The following is a 16,369-nucleotide window of genomic DNA, read 5'->3' as shown; positions in this document are numbered from 1 at the left end:
GAACACAGAGGACACCGAGGTTACGCACATGACGGAACGCCAGAAGGACCGGCCGTGGCTCATGCGGACGTACGCCGGTCACTCCACGGCCGAGGCGTCGAACGAGCTCTACCGCCGCAACCTGGCCAAGGGCCAGACGGGCCTCTCGGTCGCGTTCGACCTGCCGACGCAGACCGGCTACGACCCGGACCACATCCTCGCGCGCGGGGAGGTGGGCCGGGTCGGCGTCCCGGTGTCCCACCTCGGCGACATGCGGCGGCTGTTCCAGGACATCCCCCTGGAGCAGATGAACACCTCCATGACGATCAACGCGACCGCCATGTGGCTGCTCGCGCTGTACCAGGTCGTCGCGGAGGAGCAGGGCGTCGACATCACCACGCTCCAGGGGACGACGCAGAACGACATCGTCAAGGAGTACCTGTCGCGCGGCACCCATGTGTTCCCGCCGGGGCCGAGCCTGCGGCTGACCACCGACATGATCACGTACACGGTGGCGCACATCCCGAAGTGGAACCCGATCAACATCTGCAGCTACCACCTCCAGGAGGCCGGGGCCACGCCGGTGCAGGAGGTCGCGTACGCGATGAGCACGGCGATCGCCGTCCTCGACGCCGTGCGCGCCTCCGGGCAGGTGCCGGAGGAGAAGTTCGGTGACGTCGTCGCGCGCATCTCGTTCTTCGTGAACGCGGGCGTCCGGTTCATCGAGGAGATGTGCAAGATGCGCGCGTTCGGCCGCATCTGGGACCAGGTCACGCGCGAGCGCTACGGCGTCACGAACCCCAAGCAGCGGCGCTTCCGCTACGGCGTGCAGGTCAACTCGCTCGGCCTGACCGAGGCGCAGCCGGAGAACAACGTCCAGCGCATCGTCCTGGAGATGCTCGCCGTGACGCTCTCCAAGGACGCACGCGCGCGTGCCGTGCAGCTCCCGGCCTGGAACGAGGCCCTCGGCCTGCCCCGGCCCTGGGACCAGCAGTGGTCGCTGCGCATCCAGCAGGTCCTCGCGCACGAGTCGGACCTCCTGGAGTACGAGGACATCTTCGCGGGCTCGCACGTTATCGAGGGCAAGGTCGACGCGCTCGTCGAGGCCTCCCTGGCGGAGATGGACCGCATCGAGCAGATGGGCGGCGCGATGGCCGCCGTCGAGTCCGGCTATCTGAAGTCGCAGCTGGTGTCCTCGCACGCGGAGCGGCGCGCGCGGATCGAGGCCGGCGACGAGAAGATCGTGGGTGTGAACGTCTTCGAGGCGACGGAGCCGAGCCCGCTCACGGCCGACCTGGACACGGCGATCATGACGGTCGACCCGGCGGTCGAGGCGCGGGTCGTCACCGCGGTGCGGGACTGGCGCACCACGCGTCAGGAGTCCTCGGACCGGCAGGGCGGTGGCGACCCGTTCCACTTCCCGACCGCCCAGCAGACCCTCGACCGGCTCAAGGAGGTCGCGGAGGGCACCGGCAACCTGATGGAGGCCACCCTGGAGTGCGCCCGCGCCGGTGTGACGACCGGTGAGTGGGCGGGTGCCCTGCGGGAGGTCTTCGGCGAGTTCCGGGCGCCCACGGGCGTCTCCGGGGCGCCGCTCGCGGTCACCGCCGAGGCGGGCACGCCGCTCGCCCTGGTCCGCGAGAAGGTCGAGAAGACGGCCGCCGACATGGGCACCGGCAAGCTCCGCTTCCTGGTGGGCAAGCCCGGCCTCGACGGACACTCCAACGGCGCCGAGCAGATCGCGGTCCGGGCCCGCGACGCCGGGTTCGAGGTCGTCTACCAGGGCATCCGGCTCACCCCCGAGCAGATCGTCGACGCGGCGCTCGCGGAGGACGTGCACGCGGTGGGCCTTTCGATCCTCTCCGGCTCGCACGCGCAGCTCGTGCCGGACGTCCTGACCAGGCTGCGCGCCGCCGGGGCCAACGACATCCCCGTCATCGCCGGCGGCATCATCCCCAGCAGCGACGCCGAGGACCTGAAGGCGGCGGGCGTGGCCGCCGTCTTCACCCCCAAGGACTTCGGCATCACGGAGATCATCGGCCGTATCGTCGACGAGATCCGCACAGCGAACCACCTCGACCCGTTGGAGGTCCCCGCATGACCCGCCCGTCGCCCGCCACCACCCCTCTAACGAGCGGCTCCGCCGCGCACCTTCCTGACATCAATCGCCTTCGCCCCCGCCGCTCCTGTCTCGCGGTCCCCGGAAGCAACCCCCGCTTCCTGGAGAAGGCCCAGGGCCTCCCCGCCGACCAGGTCTTCCTGGACCTGGAGGACGCCTGCGCGCCGCTCGCCAAGCCCGAGGCACGGCACACGATCGTCAAGTTCCTCAACGAGGGCGACTGGACGGGCAAGACGCGCGTGGTGCGCGTCAACGACTGGACGACCCAGTGGACGTACCGCGACGTCGTGACCGTCGTCGAGGGCGCGGGCCAGAACCTCGACTGCATCATGCTGCCCAAGGTCCAGGACGCCCAGCAGGTCGTGGCCCTCGACCTGCTCCTGACGCAGATCGAGAAGACGATGGGCTTCGAGGTCGGGCGCATCGGCATCGAGGCGCAGATCGAGAACGCGAAGGGTCTGGTCAATGTTGACGAGATCGCGGGCGCCTCGTCACGAGTTGAGACGATCATCTTCGGCCCCGCGGACTTCATGGCGTCGATCAACATGAAGTCGCTCGTCGTGGGCATGCAGCCGCCCGGCTACCCGGCGGACGCCTACCACTACATCCTGATGCGCATCCTGATGGCCGCCCGCACCCACGACCTCCAGGCGATCGACGGCCCCTTCCTCCAGATCAAGAACATCGACGGCTACCGCGAGGTCGCCGGGCGCGCCGCGGCCCTCGGCTTCGACGGCAAGTGGGTGCTGCACCCCGGCCAGGTGGAGGCCGCGAACGAGGTGTTCTCGCCGTCCCAGGAGGACTACGACCACGCCGAGCTGATCCTCGACGCGTACGCGTACTACACCTCGGAGGCGGGCGGCAAGAAGGGCTCGGCGATGCTCGGCGACGAGATGATCGACGAGGCGAGCCGGAAGATGGCGCTCGTCATCTCCGGGAAGGGCCGTGCTGCGGGCATGAAGCGCACGTCGACGTTCGAGGCTCCGGAGGCGTAAGGGACATGCAGTTCGGCCGCACCTACGAAGAGTTCGAAGTCGGCGCCGTCTACAAGCACTGGCCCGGCAAGACGGTCACCGAGTACGACGACCACCTGTTCTGTCTGCTCACCATGAACCACCACCCGCTGCACATGGACAGCAACTACGCGGAGAGGACGACGGACTTCGGGAAGAACGTCGTCGTGGGCAACTACGTCTACTCGCTGCTGCTCGGCATGTCCGTGCCGGACGTGTCGGGCAAGGCGATCGCGAACCTGGAGGTCGAGTCGCTCAAGCACGTGGCGCCGACCTTCCACGGCGACACGATCTACGGCGAGACGACCGTCCTCGACAAGACGCCGTCCAAGTCGAAGTCGGACCGCGGCATCGTCCACGTGGAGACCAAGGGCTACAAGCAGGACGGCACCCTGGTGTGCGTGTTCCGCCGCAAGGTGATGGTGCCGACCGAGACGTACATCAAGGAGCGCGGCGGCGAGCAGCCCGGCCGCCCGGACCTGAAGACTCAGGAGAAGTAAGCCATGAGCCGACTCGCCCAGACCCACGGCCTCACCGATGTGCAGCGGGAAATCCTGGCCACCGTCCGTGACTTCGTCGACAAAGAGATCATCCCGGTCGCGACGGACCTCGAGCACCGCGACGAGTATCCGCAGCAGATCGTGGACGGGCTCAAGGAGTTGGGCCTGTTCGGCCTGATGATCCCCGAGGAGTACGGCGGCCTGGGCGAGTCGCTCCTGACGTACGCGCTGTGCGTGGAGGAGATAGCGCGCGGCTGGATGTCGGTGTCCGGCATCATCAACACCCACTTCATCGTGGCGTACATGATCAAGCAGCACGGCACGCGGGAGCAGAAGGAGCACTTCCTGCCGCGGATGGCGCTCGGCGAGGTCCGCGGCGCGTTCTCCATGTCGGAACCGGCGCTCGGCTCGGACGTGTCGGCGATCACGTCCAAGGCGGTCAAGGACGGCGACGAGTACGTCCTGAACGGTCAGAAGATGTGGTTGACGAACGGCGGTACGTCAACGCTCGTGGCCGTCCTCGTCAGAAGTGACGAAGGCCACCCGGAGGGCACGGCCCCGCACAAGTCGATGACGACGTTCCTGGTGGAGAAGGAGCCGGGGTTCGGCGAGGTGCGCCCAGGCCTCACCATCCCGGGCAAGATCGACAAGATGGGGTACAAGGGGGTCGATACCACCGAGCTGGTCATGGATGACCTGCGCATTCCAGCCAATCGCGTGCTCGGCGGGAGCACCGGCCGGGGGTTTTACCAAATGATGGACGGCGTCGAGGTCGGCCGCGTGAACGTGGCGGCGCGTGGCTGCGGCGTCGCTCAGCGTGCCTTCGAACTGGGCGTCTCCTATGCCCAGCAACGCCACACTTTCGGCAAGCCGATCGCGCAGCACCAGGCAATTCAGTTCAAGCTCGCGGAGATGGCTACCAAGGTCGAGGCCGCCCATGCGATGATGGTAAACGCAGCACGCAAAAAGGACTCCGGGGAGCGAAACGACCTCGAAGCAGGGATGGCGAAGTACCTGGCGTCCGAATACTGCAAGGAAGTCGTGGAGGACGCGTTCCGGATCCACGGCGGTTACGGCTTCTCGAAGGAGTACGAGATCGAGCGCCTGTACCGAGAGGCGCCGATGCTGCTCATCGGTGAAGGTACCGCCGAGATCCAGAAAATGATCATTGGCCGACGACTCCTCGAAGAGTATCGATTCCAGGGCTGAATGCCCGGTTTGGGGCGATTTCTTCGAGATCTAATCGAGAAGAAGATCACACCCAGTCAGCACGCTCGGGCGGCCGACTCGGCTTCCTCGCTTGCCCAGTTGTGGCTCGCAACCGATACGATCCCGGGAAAGCCGCCGTCCCCCCGTATGCAGTGCGGCATCATCCGCTACGAAGGTCATCCATGCCCCACAGCCAAACCTCTGCACCTCGCGACAGCCTGGCTGGTGTACGCCTCGCGCGCGGAGCATCGCCGTGGCTCCTGCCGACCGTCGCCACCGCGGCACTCAGCCTGGCCCGGGCTCGCCGGTCCAAGGCCGCCGCGACCCTCGCCGTACCGACCACCGCACTCGCCGCGGGCATGCTGTGGTTCTTCCGCGACCCCGAGCGCGAGATCACCCAGGGCAGGGTGATCTCCCCGGCCGACGGCGTCGTGCAGAGCATCATGCCGTGGAAGGACGGGCGCACCCGCGTCGCGATCTTCATGAGCCCGCTCAACGTCCACGTCAACCGCGCGCCGCTGGCCGGCACGGTGACGTCCGTCGAGCACATCCCGGGCGGGTTCGTCCCGGCGTTCAACAAGGAGAGCGAGAACAACGAGCGCGTTGTCTGGCACTTCGACACCGAGCTCGGCGACATCGAGATGATCCAGATCGCGGGCGCGGTGGCCCGGCGCATCGTGCCGTACGTGCCGCAGGGCACGAAGGTGGAGCAGGGTGAGCGGATCGGGCTGATCCGCTTCGGCTCACGCGTCGACATCTACCTGCCCGAGGGCGTAGAGGTGGATGTCGAGGTCGGTCAGAAGACCGTGGCTGGGGTGACTCGCATTGACCGTGACTGATCCCGAGGCGCAGACGAGCGGCTGGGTGCCCGAGGCCGTCGACGCGGTGGACGACGCCGACGAGGACATGCCGCTGTCGCTGCGCCTGTCGATAGCGGACACCCTCACGCTCGGTAACGCCACGTGCGGGTTCATGGCGGTGTACTTCACGACCACCGGCATCCTCATCCCGCACCTCACGGGCAGTGACGAGTCGGGCATGGCCCGGCACAGCGCGGCCACGGCCGTGATCCTGATGCTCTGCGCGGCGGTCTTCGACCTGTTCGACGGCCTCGTCGCGCGCAAGCTGCGGTCCTCGCCGATGGGCGCGGAGCTGGACAACCTCTCGGACCTGATCAGCTTCGGGCTCGCGCCCGCGTACTTCGTGCTCGTGTACGGGATGGTCGCCGACGACGCGCATCAGCGGGTCGCGGCGGTGGGCGCGATCGTGGTCCTCCTGGCGGTGGTGCTACGGCTCGCGAGATTCTCGTGCGTGACGCTGCGTGACGGGGTGTTCCAGGGGATGCCGTCGCCCTTCGGGGCGCTCACGGTCGTCTCGATCGTGCTCCTGGAGCTGCCCTTCGTGGCCACGCTCCTCGCGATCATCGGCACGGCGTGGCTGATGGTCAGCCGGGTCGAGTACCCGAAGCCGCGCGGGCCGCTCGCGGTGGCCATGCTGGCGTGGATCGTCTCCGCGATGGGGCTGCTCGCGGCATGGGCCTTCGACGCGCCGGGCGGGCAGCTGCTGCTCCAGACGGGCTGCGCGCTCCAGCTGGTGCTCGGGGCCGTGATCCCGCTCTTCGCCACGGCTCGGCGGGTGAACAACTTCCGGGACAACCGGCGGGAGGCCCGGGCGGCACAGCTGCCGTAGCCTCGCGTGACCTCTGTGGCCGGGTGGGCCTGAATCCTCGTGGTTCGGGCCCACCCGGCTTTCTGCTGTGCGCGGTGCCGTCCGGCCCGCCGGACCGGTCAGCTCAGGTAGTCCCGGGCGATGCCCTGGGCCAGGCGTTCCAGGAGCGGGCCCGCCTCGGCCACGCAGCGCCGGACGTCCGGCTCCAGGTCCGTCAGGGCGTACGCGCGGCGGATGCCCGCCGTGCCCAGGGCAGTCGGCGACAGGGCCAGGCGTCCGCAGACGGCGATGACCTCGATCCCGGCGGCGCGGGCCGCGGCGGCGACCCCGGCGGGCGCCTTGCCGTGCAGGGTCTGTTCGTCGAGGGAGCCCTCGCCGGTGATGACGAGCTGCGCCCCGGCGAGGGCGGGCGCGAAGCCGAGGACGTCCAGCATGACCTCGATGCCGGGCCGGAAGGACGCGCCGAGCCCCACGAGGGCGCCGTAGCCGATGCCGCCCGCGGCGCCCGCGCCGGGCGCGTCGGCGTGCTCCAGGGCCCGCGGCCCCACCGACTCGGCGAGCACCCGCGCGAAGTGCGCGAGCGCGGCGTCGAGCGCCGCCACGTCCGCGGGCGACGCGCCCTTCTGCGGGCCGTACACCGCGGGGGCGCCCTTGGGGCCCGTCAGTGGGTTGTCGACGTCGCTCGCGAGCACGATCCCGGTGTCCTTCAGGCGCGGGTCGAGCCCGGACAGATCGGCGGACTCCAGGTCGCGCAGCGGCCCGCCGCCGGGTGCGACCGGCTGCCCGGCCGCGTCCAGGAACCGCCCGCCGAGCGCGGCCAGCATGCCCGCGCCCCCGTCCGTGGTCGCGCTGCCGCCGACCCCGAAGACGATCGAGCGCGCGCCCGCGTCGAGGGCGGCGCGGATCAGCTCGCCCGTGCCGTACGTCGTGGCGGTGAGCGGCGCGAAGGCGCCGTCGGGCAGTCGTTGCAGGCCGGACGCCTCGGCCATCTCCACGACCGCCGTGCCGTCGCGCAGCGCGTACGCCGCCGTGACCTCGTCGCCGAGCGGCCCGGTGACGCGCACCTCCCTGCGCTCGAACCCGGCCGCGACGGCCGCGTCGACCGTGCCGTCGCCGCCGTCCGCCACGGGCAGCGCGCGCACCGGCAGGTCCGGCACGACGTGGCGCAGGCCCGCCGTCACGCGCTGGGCGACCTGTACGGCCGTGAGCGACCCCTTGAACTTGTCCGCGGCGATCAGCACGTGTCCGCGGCCGTCGCCGCGCCCCGCCTCGCGGCCCCCGTCATGAGCTGTCGTCCCTGCAGCGTCCGCCACCGTGCATTCCCCTTGCTTCCGGGCCTTGCTCGCGTCAAGGCAGTCGCGCCGCAGCGACCATAACCGCAGGAAGGGCCCCCTGCCCATGGCCACCTGGGCGCAAGAACGGCGCGTCAGCCGGAAGAACCGGTGCATAGCCGCCCATAGTGGGGCGGCATGAGCACGGAAATGATCGATCAACCGCTGCCCGACGGACCCCCCGGCGGCCCGTCGGAGCCGCCCCCTCCGCCCGGCTCCGCCGCCGACGGCTCCCCCGACTTCACCGTCGTGGGCATCGGCGCCCTCGGGATCGTCGCCTGGGCGGCCATCGGCAAGAGGTCCTTCGAGAGCACGACCGGCTCCGCCCTCTCCTGGGTCCTGGACAACTTCGCCTGGCTCTTCGTGATCGCCGCCGACGTCTTCCTGGTCCTGTGCGTGCTGCTCGCGGTCGGCCGCTTCGGCCGGATCAGGCTCGGTGCCGACACTTCCGAGCCGGAGTTCACCAACCTCGCCTGGATCGCGATGATGTTCAGCGCGGGCATGGGCATCGGCCTGATGTTCTACGGCGTCGGGGAGCCGCTCACGCACTACCTGGACCCGCCGCCCGCGTCCGGCGCCGAGCCCCGCACCGGGGGCGCCGCCCGCGTCGCCTTCGAGTACTCCTTCTTCCACTGGACCCTGACGCCATGGGCGATCTACGGCATCGCGGGCCTCGCCCTCGCCTACGCGGGCTTCCGCAAGGGCCGCGGCAACCGGCTCAGCTCGGTCTTCGTGCCGCTGATCGGCGAGGCGCGGGCGGCCGGCTGGCCCGGCCGGGTCATCGATCTGCTCGCCGTCTTCGCGACCGTCTTCGGCACCGCCACGAGCCTCGGCGTCGGCGCGCTCCAGGTCGCCACCGGGCTGCACCTCACCGCGGGCGTCGAGGACAGCACCACCCTCCAACTGATCATCATCGTCTCGCTCGGCGCGGCCTTCGTGCTCTCCGCCTTCTCCGGGGTGCACCGCGGTGTGAAGTGGCTCAGCACCCTCAACCTCGCGCTCGCCGCCCTCCTGATGCTGTTCGTCTTCGTGCTCGGCCCGACCGTGTTCATCCTGGACGCGATCCCGGCGAGCGTCGGCGGCTTCCTGCACGAGCTCCTGCCGATGGCCACGCGCACCGGAGCCTTCACCGACAGCACCTGGCTCGGCGCGTGGACGATCTTCTACTGGGCGTGGTGGCTGTCCTGGGCGCCGTTCGTCGGCACGTTCATCGCCCGCATCTCCCACGGCCGTACGATCCGGGAGTTCCTCATCGGGGTGCTGCTCGTGCCGAGCGGGGCGACCGTCGTGTGGTTCTGCGTCATGGGCGGCACCGGCATCCGGCTCGACGTGACCGGCGCGGTGGACATGGCGGCCAAGGCCAAGGAGGGCGCCGAGGCGTCCCTGTTCGCCATGCTGGACGGCCTCCCGCTGACCACGGTCACCTCGTGGGTGGCGATGGTCCTCGTCATGACGTACTTCATCACCAGCGCCGACTCCGCCTCGCTCGTGATGGGCTCGCTCAGCAGCCGCGGCTCGCTGCACCCGCCCACCTGGCTCGTGGTCACCTGGGGCGCGCTGATGTCGGCGGTGGCCGCCGTGCTGCTCGTCGCGGGCGGCCTCAAGTCCCTGCAGAGCGCGACCATCCTGGTGGCCCTGCCGTTCGTCGTCGTCATGCTGGCGCTGTGCTGGGCGCTCCTGAAGGAGCTCAGGGTGGACCCGGGGGCGGGGCCCGCGCGGCACACGGCCCTGCACGGGCTGCGGGACGCGGTGCGGGCGATGGTCGGCGACGCCATGACGACGCAGTCGGCCGACCGGCACCCCCGACTCCGCCGGATCGCGAGGTCCCGGGGCAGAACGGACGAGTGAGACCACCCAGAGGGGCCGACTGCCACTCCGGGGCTCGGCCGCGCGGGGCTACCCTTCCCTGCGTGACGACTCTCGACTACGCCGCGTACATCGCGGGCCTCCCCCGGGTCCTCGCCGGAGCCGCCGCCGTCATCCGGGACCCGGCGGGCCGCGTACTGCTCGTCGAGCCCAACTACCGCGAGAAGTGGACGCTTCCGGGCGGCGGGGTGGAGTCGGCCGACGGCGAGACGCCGCGGCAGGGCGCGCGGCGCGAGACCGCCGAGGAGGTCGGTCTGGACGTCGAGGTCGGCGGCCTCCTGGTGGTCGACTGGGTGCCGGGCACGGACGAGCGGCCGCCGCTGGTGGCTTTCGTGTACGACGGCGGGGTGCTTCCCGACGAGCGGTTCGCGGCCATCCGGCTCCAGGAGGAAGAGCTGCTGTCCTGGCGCCTGGTGGCCCCCGAGGACCTGGAGCCGTACCTCTCGGGGCCGCTCGCGCGCCGGCTGCGGGCCGCGCTCGACGTGCTGGCGGCGGGCGGCGGCGCGGTGGAGCTCGAGGACGGCCACCGGGCCCGCTGACCCGCGCGTTCGGCGCGCGGCCGACGCCGGAGCAAGCCAGAGTCGAAGGAGAGCGGCGCGGGCCGGACGGCGCGCGCGGGGCCGAAGGACGGAGCGTTCCGATGACAGCGCAGGCAGGGCGGGCAGGGCAGCCGGACCCGGACGGGCCGCGCGTCCGCACGCACCGCTGGCAGCCGCCGGTGCCCTGGGCCGACGCGGGCGACGTGAGCGGTCCCGAGCTGCTGCGGAAGATCCTCGCCGGGGAGCTCCCGGAGCCGCCCATCGGCTCGACGCTCGGCTACCGCCTGGTGGAGTTCGGCGAGGGCACGGCGGTGTTCGAGAGCGACCCCGGCGAGCACCTCCTGAACCCCATGGGGACGGTGCACGGCGGCTTCCTGGCCACGCTGCTCGACTCCGCCCTGGGCTGCGCGGTGGCGACCCTGCTGCCCCCGGGCCGGGCCTACACCACGACGCAGCTCAGCGTGAACTTCGTCCGTCCCGTGTTCGCGGACACGCCGCGGCTGCGCTGCTCGGGGACCGCCGTCCACGTCGGCAGGACCACGGCCACCGCCGAGGCCCGCGTCGTCAACGTCGCCGACGGCAAGCTCCACGCCCACGCCACGACGACCTGCGCGATCTTCGCGGCGCCGCGTCCGGAGGGAGCCGCGTCATGAGCCGTACGACCGTCGTCAACCTCAAGGGGCACCGGGAGGACCCGGACTACGCCGACGTGGTCTACGTGGGCCGGGCCATGCACCGGGGCGGCTGGCACCTGAAGGGGTCCCCCCTCGCCAGCCCCTTCCGGCCCGGCAAGGACGGGACGCGGGAGGAGGTCGTGGCCATGTACCGGGACCACCTGCTCAGCCGCCCCGACCTGCTCGCGCTGCTGCCCGCGCTGCGGGGGCACCGCCTGGGGTGCTGGTGCGTGCCGGAGCCCTGTCACGCCGAGGTGATCGCGGAGCTCGCCGACTCCGGGGCGGGCGCGGACGGGACCGGCTGAGAGCCCACAGCTCAAGAAATCCCGGACCGGTTCAGAACAGGGCCGTCCCGCTCTCCAGCTCCAGGAGCCGCCGCTTGCGGTCGAGGCCGCCGCCGTAGCCGGTCAGACCGCCGCCCGCGCCGATGACGCGGTGGCACGGCACGATGACGCCGATGGGGTTCTTGCCGTTGGCGAGGCCGACGGCCCGGGAGGCGGCGGGCTTGCCCAGGGCCTCGGCGAGCTCCCCGTACGTACGGGTCTGCCCGTACGGGATCTTCAGGAGCTGCTGCCAGACGGACTGCTGGAACGCGGTGCCGTCCAGGCGCAGCGGCAGGTCGAACCGGGTCAGCTCGCCCGCGAAGTAGGCAGCGAGCTGCTCGGCCGCCGCGTCGAAGCCTTCGGGGTCGCGGTCGCCGAAGGTCTCCTCTGCGGGGCGGTGGCGCTGCTCGGTCATGTACAGGCCGCTGAGGGTGCCGTCGGTGGCGACGAGGGTGAGCGGCCCGTAGGGGCTGTCGATGACGGTGTGCGTACGGTGCATGGCGGTGGGTCCCGGGGTCTCGGGGTGGGCGGGGGTCTTCACGGGGTGGGGTGCGCGGGGATGCGGTTGATGGCGTGGTCGTCCGTGGCCCACAGGTACTGGACGGCGTACGCCCGCCAGGGGCGCCAGGCGGCCGCGCGGGCGGTGAGCGCGGCGGGCGTGTGCGGCAGGCCGAGCGCCTGGGCCGCGCGCCGGATGCCGAGGTCGGACGGCAGGAAGGCGTCCGGGTCGCCGAGCGCCCGCATCGCGATGACCTCGGTGGTCCAGGGGCCGAATCCCGGCAGCTCGGTGAGCTGGGCGCGGGCCCGCTCCCAGTCGTTCTCGACGCCGAGCCGGAGCGTGCCGTCGGCGAGATGGCGTACGAGGGTCATGAGGGTGGCGCGGCGGCTGCGGGGCAGTGCCAGGGACTCGGGGTCGAGCGCGGCGAGCGCGTCCGGTGCCGGGAACAGGTGCGTGAGCCCGCCCTCGGGGTCGTCGACCGGCTCGCCGTGCGCGGTGACCAGGCGCGCGGCGTGGGTGCGGGCGGCGGCCGTGGACACCTGCTGGCCGAGCACCGCGCGGACCGCGAACTCGGCCTCGTCGACGGTGCGCGGCACGCGCCGCCCCGGTGCCTTGTCGACGAGGGGCGCGAGCAGCGGGTCGGCGCGCAGCTGGCCGTCCACGGCGACCGGGTCGGCGTCCAGGTCGAGCAGCCTGCGGCAGCGGCTGATGGCGAGGGTCAGGTCGCGCGGGTCGGTGAGGGTGAGGCGGCAGCCGATGTGGTCGGGGTGCGGCGTGAGCGCGACGACGCCGTGCCCGTACGGCAGGCGCAGGGTGCGGCGGTATGCGCCGTCGCGCCACTCCTCGACGCCGGGCACGGCGGTGGCGATCAGATGGCCGAAGAGGTTGTCGGGGTTGAGCGGGGCCCGGAACGGCAGCCGCAGCGAGAGCGTGCCGTTGGCGGCGGGCGGCTGCCCGCCGTGGCCCCGGCCCCGGCGGGCGGCGCGGGTCCGCAGCTCGCCCGGGGCGAGCGCGAACACCTCGCGGACGGTGTCGTTGAACGTGCGGATGGACGCGAAGCCCGCGGCGAAGGCGATCTGCGCCATGGGCAGCGCGGTCGTCTCGATGAGCAGCCGCGCGGTCTGCGCGCGCTGGGCGCGGGCGAGCGCGAGGGGTCCGGCGCCGAGCTCGGCGAGCAGCTGACGCTCGACCTGGCGGGTGCTGTAGCCGAGACGGGCGGCGAGGCCGGGCACGCCCTCGCGGTCGACGACGCCGTCGCCGATGAGCCGCATGGCGCGGGCGACGAGGTCGGCGCGCTGGTTCCACTCGGGCGAGCCCGGGCTGCTGTCGGGGCGGCACCGCTTGCAGGCGCGGAACCCGGCCTGCTGGCAGGCGGCGGCGCTCGGGTAGAACGTCATGTTCTCGGGTTTGGGCGGCACCACGGGGCAGCTGGGCCGGCAGTAGATGCGGGTGGTCAGGACGGCGGTGAAGAACCAGCCGTCGAACCGGTCGTCCTTGGACCGCACGGCCCGCACGCAGCGGTCGAAGTCCCCGTGCATCCCCGCGGGCGCGGCGGTGCGCGGCGTGGGGGCGGTCGGCTCGGGGGCGGGGGGCGTCACGGTCGGCATGCCTCAAGGATCGGCGAACGACGCCCCCGGGGCTGGCGGGAATCCGACATCAACCTTCGGCTGCCAGGGCGCTCTCGAACGTCTCGTACGCCGCTTCGTCGAAGAGGACGAACCGCACCTCGCTCACCGCTCCCGGGGCCGCCGCCAAGGTCTCCCGTACCGTGCGGACCGCGATCCGGGCCGCGTCCGCCATCGGCCAGCGGTACACGCCCGTCGAGATCGCCGGGAAGGCGACCGTACGGGCGCCGAGCGCGGCGGCGATCCGCAGGGACTCGCGGTAGCAGGAGGCCAGCAGCGCGGAGCGGTCGTCGGTCGCGGACCAGACGGGCCCGACGGTGTGGATGACGTGCGCGGCGGCCAGCTTCCCGGCCACCGTGGCCACCGCCTGGCCGGTCGCGAGTCCCTTGCCGTAGTGCCCTGCGCGCAGACGGCGGCAGTGGGCGAGGATCTCGGGGCCGCCGCGGCGGTGGATGGCGCCGTCGACACCGCCGCCGCCGAGCAGCGAGGAGTTCGCCGCGTTCACGATGGCGTCGGCGTGCTGCTCGGTGATGTCGCCCCGGACGAGCGTGACGCGGGCGGTCATCGGGTCGCGTCCTGTTCCCTGAGCCGCTTCCAGACGGCCTTCGCGGCGTTGTGCCCGGACATGCCGTGCACGCCGGGCCCCGGCGGGGTCGCGGACGAGCAGAGGAACACGGCCGGGTGCCGGGTGCGGTACGGGAACGCGGTGAGCCGGGGCCGCAGGAGCAGTTGCAGGCCGCTGGCGGCGCCGCAGGCGATGTCGCCGCCCACGTAGTTGGCGTTGCGCGTGGCGAGCTGGGGCGGGCCCGCGGTGGCGCGGGCGAGGACGCGGTCGCGGAAGCCCGGCGCGAAGCGCTCCAGCTGCCGCTCGACGGCGTCCGTCAGATCGCCCCGCCAGCCGTTCGGCACATGGCCGTACGCCCAGAAGACCTGCTTGCCCTCGGGGGCGCGGGTGGGGTCGGCGACGCCGGGCTGGACGGTGATGAGGAAGGGCGTGTCCGGGGCCCGGTCCTCGCGCGACGCGGCCCGCAGCGCGGTGCCGATCTCCTGGCTGGTGGCCCCGATCTGCACGGTGCCCGCCCGGCGGGGCGCCTCCGCGGTCCAGGGCACGGGGCCGTCGAGGGCGTAGTCGACCTTGAAGACACTGGCGCCGTACCGGTAACCGTCGTAGTAGCGGCCGAGTCCGGCGATGCGGGCGAGCGCGGTGGGCGAGGTGTCGAAGACGTACGCGCGCGCGGGCGGCAGGTCGTCCAGGCGCTTGACCTCGTAGTCGGTGTGGACGGCGCCGCCGAGGTCCTTCAGGTACGCGGCGAGCGCATCGGAGATGGCCTGGGAGCCGCCGCGGGCGACGGGCCAGCCGCGCGCGTGGGCGGCGAGGGCGAAGACCATGCCGACGGCGGTCGTCGCGATGCCGCCGAGGGGCGCGATGACATGGGCGACGAGCCCGGCGAACAGGGCGCGCGCCCTCTCGTCCTTGAACCGCCGGAGCAGCCACGTCGACGGCGGCAGGCCCTGGAGCCCGAAGCGGGCGAGCAGCACGGGGTCGCGGGGCAGGGCGGTCAGCGGCAGGGCCATGAAGTCCCGCACCAGCGCGTCCCAGTGCGGCAGGAAGGGCGCGACCAGGCGCCGGTACGTGCCCGCGTCGCGGGGGCCGAAGGAGGCGGCCGTCTCGGAGACGGAGCGCGCGAGCACGGCGGCGCTGCCGTCGGGGAAGGGGTGGGCCATGGGCAGCGGGGCGTGCAGCCACCGCAGGCCGTACCGCTCCAGGGGGAGGGCGCGGAACGCCGGGGAGTTGATGCCCAGGGGGTGCGCGGCGGAGCAGGGGTCGTGCCGGAAGCCCGGCAGCGTGAGCTCCTCGGTGCGGGCGCCGCCGCCGATGGTGCCCTCGGCCTCGAAGACGGCCACCGAGAGGCCGCGGCGGGCCAGCTCAGCGGCGGCGGTCAGACCGTTCGGACCCGCTCCCACGACGACGGCATCGAGCATCGACGGCACCTTCGGACTCCTTCGTCAGCCGGTGGCCAGTGCCGCACAGGATATGCCGGAGGACCGGCGGGAACCCGGTCGCGGGCACCGGCGGCAGCGGCGGGGCGGTCAGGCCCCGGCCACCAGCGCGTCCGCGACCCGGCGGGCCGTCGCCTCGTCCCGTGCGGCCGTGAACGGCAGGGCGTTGCCCCCGGTGATGGCGAAGGGCACGCCCTCGAGCGTGAGGTGGGCCCCGCCCGCCTCCTCGACCAGGAGCAGGCCCGCCGCGTGGTCCCAGGCCAGCTCCCAGCTGAACGCGACGGCGTCGAGCTCGCCGCGCGCCACCGCCAGGTACTCCAGGCCCGCGGAGCCGCAGGGGCGGGGCGTGAAGCCGTCGGTGAACACGCCGAGGAGGGCGCGCTTCTGGTCGTCCGTCGTGAAGTCCGGGTGGGAGGTGGCGACGGTGAGGTCGCGGCCGGGCTCGGGGGTCCCGGTGCTCAGCGGCGCGCCGTTCAGCGTCGCGCCCCTGCCGCGGACGGCCACGGCGCACTCGTCGAGCGCCGGGGCGTACGTCCAGGAGGCCAGCACGACGCCGTCCAGGGCGAGGGCGACGAGGGTGCAGAAGCCGGGGTCGCCGTGCACGAACTGGCGTGTCCCGTCGACGGGATCGACGATCCACACCGGGGCGCTCTCGGATATCGCGTCGTACCTCGCCGGGTCGGCGTGCACCGCCTCCTCGCCGACGACGACCGAGCCGGGCAGGAGCGCCGTGAGCTCGCGGGTGAGGAACTCCTCCGCCCTGCGGTCGGCGACGGTCACCAGGTCGTGCGGGCCGCTCTTCTGGACGACGTCGTCCTCGGCGAGCTGCCGGAACCGCGGGGTGATCTCCGCTGCGGCGGCCTCGCGGATCACGCGCTCCACGTCGGCGGCCTGACGTGCGAGAAAGTCGTCGATGCTTTCCTTGATTTCCTGCGTTTCGATCATGCCTCCATGAGAGCACGCGCCACTGACATCCCGTGCGGAGGGGGTGAACAAAGGGTGGAATCAGGATGAAATCGACCG

The 16,369-nt window shown here is 72.2% G+C and carries 16 protein-coding genes; 10 read left to right on the top strand and 6 right to left on the bottom strand.

From position 1 onward, the window contains the following. Window positions 1-28 precede the first annotated feature (28 nt). The 6 genes from IG74_RS0100615 (at window position 29) to pssA (ending at window position 6,509) form a co-directional block, all read left to right on the top strand. On the top strand, window positions 29-2,080 hold the full coding sequence (locus IG74_RS0100615; protein WP_030667664.1) for a protein meaA: 2,052 nt from the start codon (window positions 29-31) through the stop codon (window positions 2,078-2,080). Next, complete coding sequence (locus IG74_RS0100610; protein ID WP_234334169.1) at window positions 2,077-3,093, top strand: HpcH/HpaI aldolase/citrate lyase family protein; 1,017 nt, start codon at window positions 2,077-2,079, stop codon at window positions 3,091-3,093. The genes IG74_RS0100615 and IG74_RS0100610 overlap by 4 nt, the downstream gene beginning before the upstream one ends. A 5-nt stretch (window positions 3,094-3,098) precedes the next feature. Further along, entirely contained in the window at window positions 3,099-3,611 is a 513-nt protein-coding gene (locus tag IG74_RS0100605; RefSeq protein WP_030667658.1) for a MaoC family dehydratase, read from the top strand. Window positions 3,612-3,614: 3 nt separating this feature from the next. Beyond that, window positions 3,615-4,820: an acyl-CoA dehydrogenase family protein gene (locus IG74_RS0100600; RefSeq protein WP_030667654.1), complete on the top strand. Its 1,206-nt coding sequence runs from the start codon at window positions 3,615-3,617 to the stop codon at window positions 4,818-4,820. 182 nt (window positions 4,821-5,002) lie between these two features. Further along, entirely contained in the window at window positions 5,003-5,659 is a 657-nt protein-coding gene (locus IG74_RS0100595) for a phosphatidylserine decarboxylase (RefSeq protein WP_078868475.1), read from the top strand. After that, entirely contained in the window at window positions 5,646-6,509 is an 864-nt protein-coding gene (pssA, locus tag IG74_RS0100590; protein WP_078868474.1) for a CDP-diacylglycerol--serine O-phosphatidyltransferase, read from the top strand. Before IG74_RS0100595 ends, pssA begins: the two co-directional genes overlap by 14 nt. Window positions 6,510-6,607: 98 nt before the next feature. Here pssA and IG74_RS0100585 read toward each other — a convergent pair whose 3' ends face one another. After that, complete coding sequence (locus tag IG74_RS0100585; RefSeq protein ID WP_030667645.1) at window positions 6,608-7,729, bottom strand: glycerate kinase; 1,122 nt, start codon at window positions 7,727-7,729, stop codon at window positions 6,608-6,610. A 228-nt stretch (window positions 7,730-7,957) separates the two neighbouring features. On the opposite strand from IG74_RS0100585, the gene IG74_RS0100580 reads away from it, so the two are divergent. The 4 genes from IG74_RS0100580 to IG74_RS0100565 all read left to right on the top strand — a co-directional run bounded on the left by IG74_RS0100580 (window position 7,958) and on the right by IG74_RS0100565 (window position 11,203). Then, a complete protein-coding gene (locus IG74_RS0100580) occupies window positions 7,958-9,667 on the top strand; it encodes a BCCT family transporter (protein WP_030667642.1) in 1,710 nt (569 codons plus the stop codon). A 62-nt stretch (window positions 9,668-9,729) separates the two neighbouring features. Continuing rightward, window positions 9,730-10,224: an NUDIX domain-containing protein gene (locus IG74_RS0100575; protein ID WP_030667638.1), complete on the top strand. Its 495-nt coding sequence runs from the start codon at window positions 9,730-9,732 to the stop codon at window positions 10,222-10,224. 101 nt (window positions 10,225-10,325) lie between these two features. Next, window positions 10,326-10,877 carry a PaaI family thioesterase gene (locus tag IG74_RS0100570; protein WP_030667637.1) on the top strand — a complete coding sequence of 184 codons (552 nt, stop codon included), beginning with the start codon at window positions 10,326-10,328 and terminating at the stop codon, window positions 10,875-10,877. Beyond that, window positions 10,874-11,203, top strand: coding sequence for a DUF4326 domain-containing protein (locus IG74_RS0100565; protein WP_030667634.1), 330 nt, complete (start codon window positions 10,874-10,876; stop codon window positions 11,201-11,203). Before IG74_RS0100570 ends, IG74_RS0100565 begins: the two co-directional genes overlap by 4 nt. Window positions 11,204-11,234: 31 nt before the next feature. Here IG74_RS0100565 and IG74_RS0100560 read toward each other — a convergent pair whose 3' ends face one another. From IG74_RS0100560 to IG74_RS0100540, 5 genes are all read right to left on the bottom strand, one after another. Continuing rightward, window positions 11,235-11,720, bottom strand: a complete 486-nt coding sequence (locus IG74_RS0100560) for a methylated-DNA--[protein]-cysteine S-methyltransferase (protein WP_030667631.1) — start codon at window positions 11,718-11,720, stop codon at window positions 11,235-11,237. 38 nt (window positions 11,721-11,758) lie between these two features. Beyond that, a complete protein-coding gene (locus IG74_RS0100555; protein WP_030667629.1) occupies window positions 11,759-13,258 on the bottom strand; it encodes an AlkA N-terminal domain-containing protein in 1,500 nt (499 codons plus the stop codon). Window positions 13,259-13,376: 118 nt separating this feature from the next. Continuing rightward, window positions 13,377-13,910 (bottom strand): O-acetyl-ADP-ribose deacetylase, encoded by a 534-nt coding sequence (locus IG74_RS0100550; RefSeq protein ID WP_030667626.1) that lies wholly within the window; start codon window positions 13,908-13,910, stop codon window positions 13,377-13,379. Beyond that, a complete protein-coding gene (locus IG74_RS0100545; RefSeq protein ID WP_030667623.1) occupies window positions 13,907-15,328 on the bottom strand; it encodes a phytoene desaturase family protein in 1,422 nt (473 codons plus the stop codon). Before IG74_RS0100545 ends, IG74_RS0100550 begins: the two co-directional genes overlap by 4 nt. A gap of 108 nt (window positions 15,329-15,436) precedes the next feature. Then, a complete protein-coding gene (locus IG74_RS0100540) occupies window positions 15,437-16,291 on the bottom strand; it encodes an inositol monophosphatase family protein (RefSeq protein ID WP_030667620.1) in 855 nt (284 codons plus the stop codon). Window positions 16,292-16,369: the final 78 nt, after the last annotated feature.

The sequence above is a fragment of the Streptomyces sp. NRRL B-1347 genome, from assembly GCF_000720325.1.
GTDB lineage: Bacteria > Actinomycetota > Actinomycetes > Streptomycetales > Streptomycetaceae > Streptomyces.
This window is presented reverse-complemented; position numbering and strand designations above follow the sequence as displayed.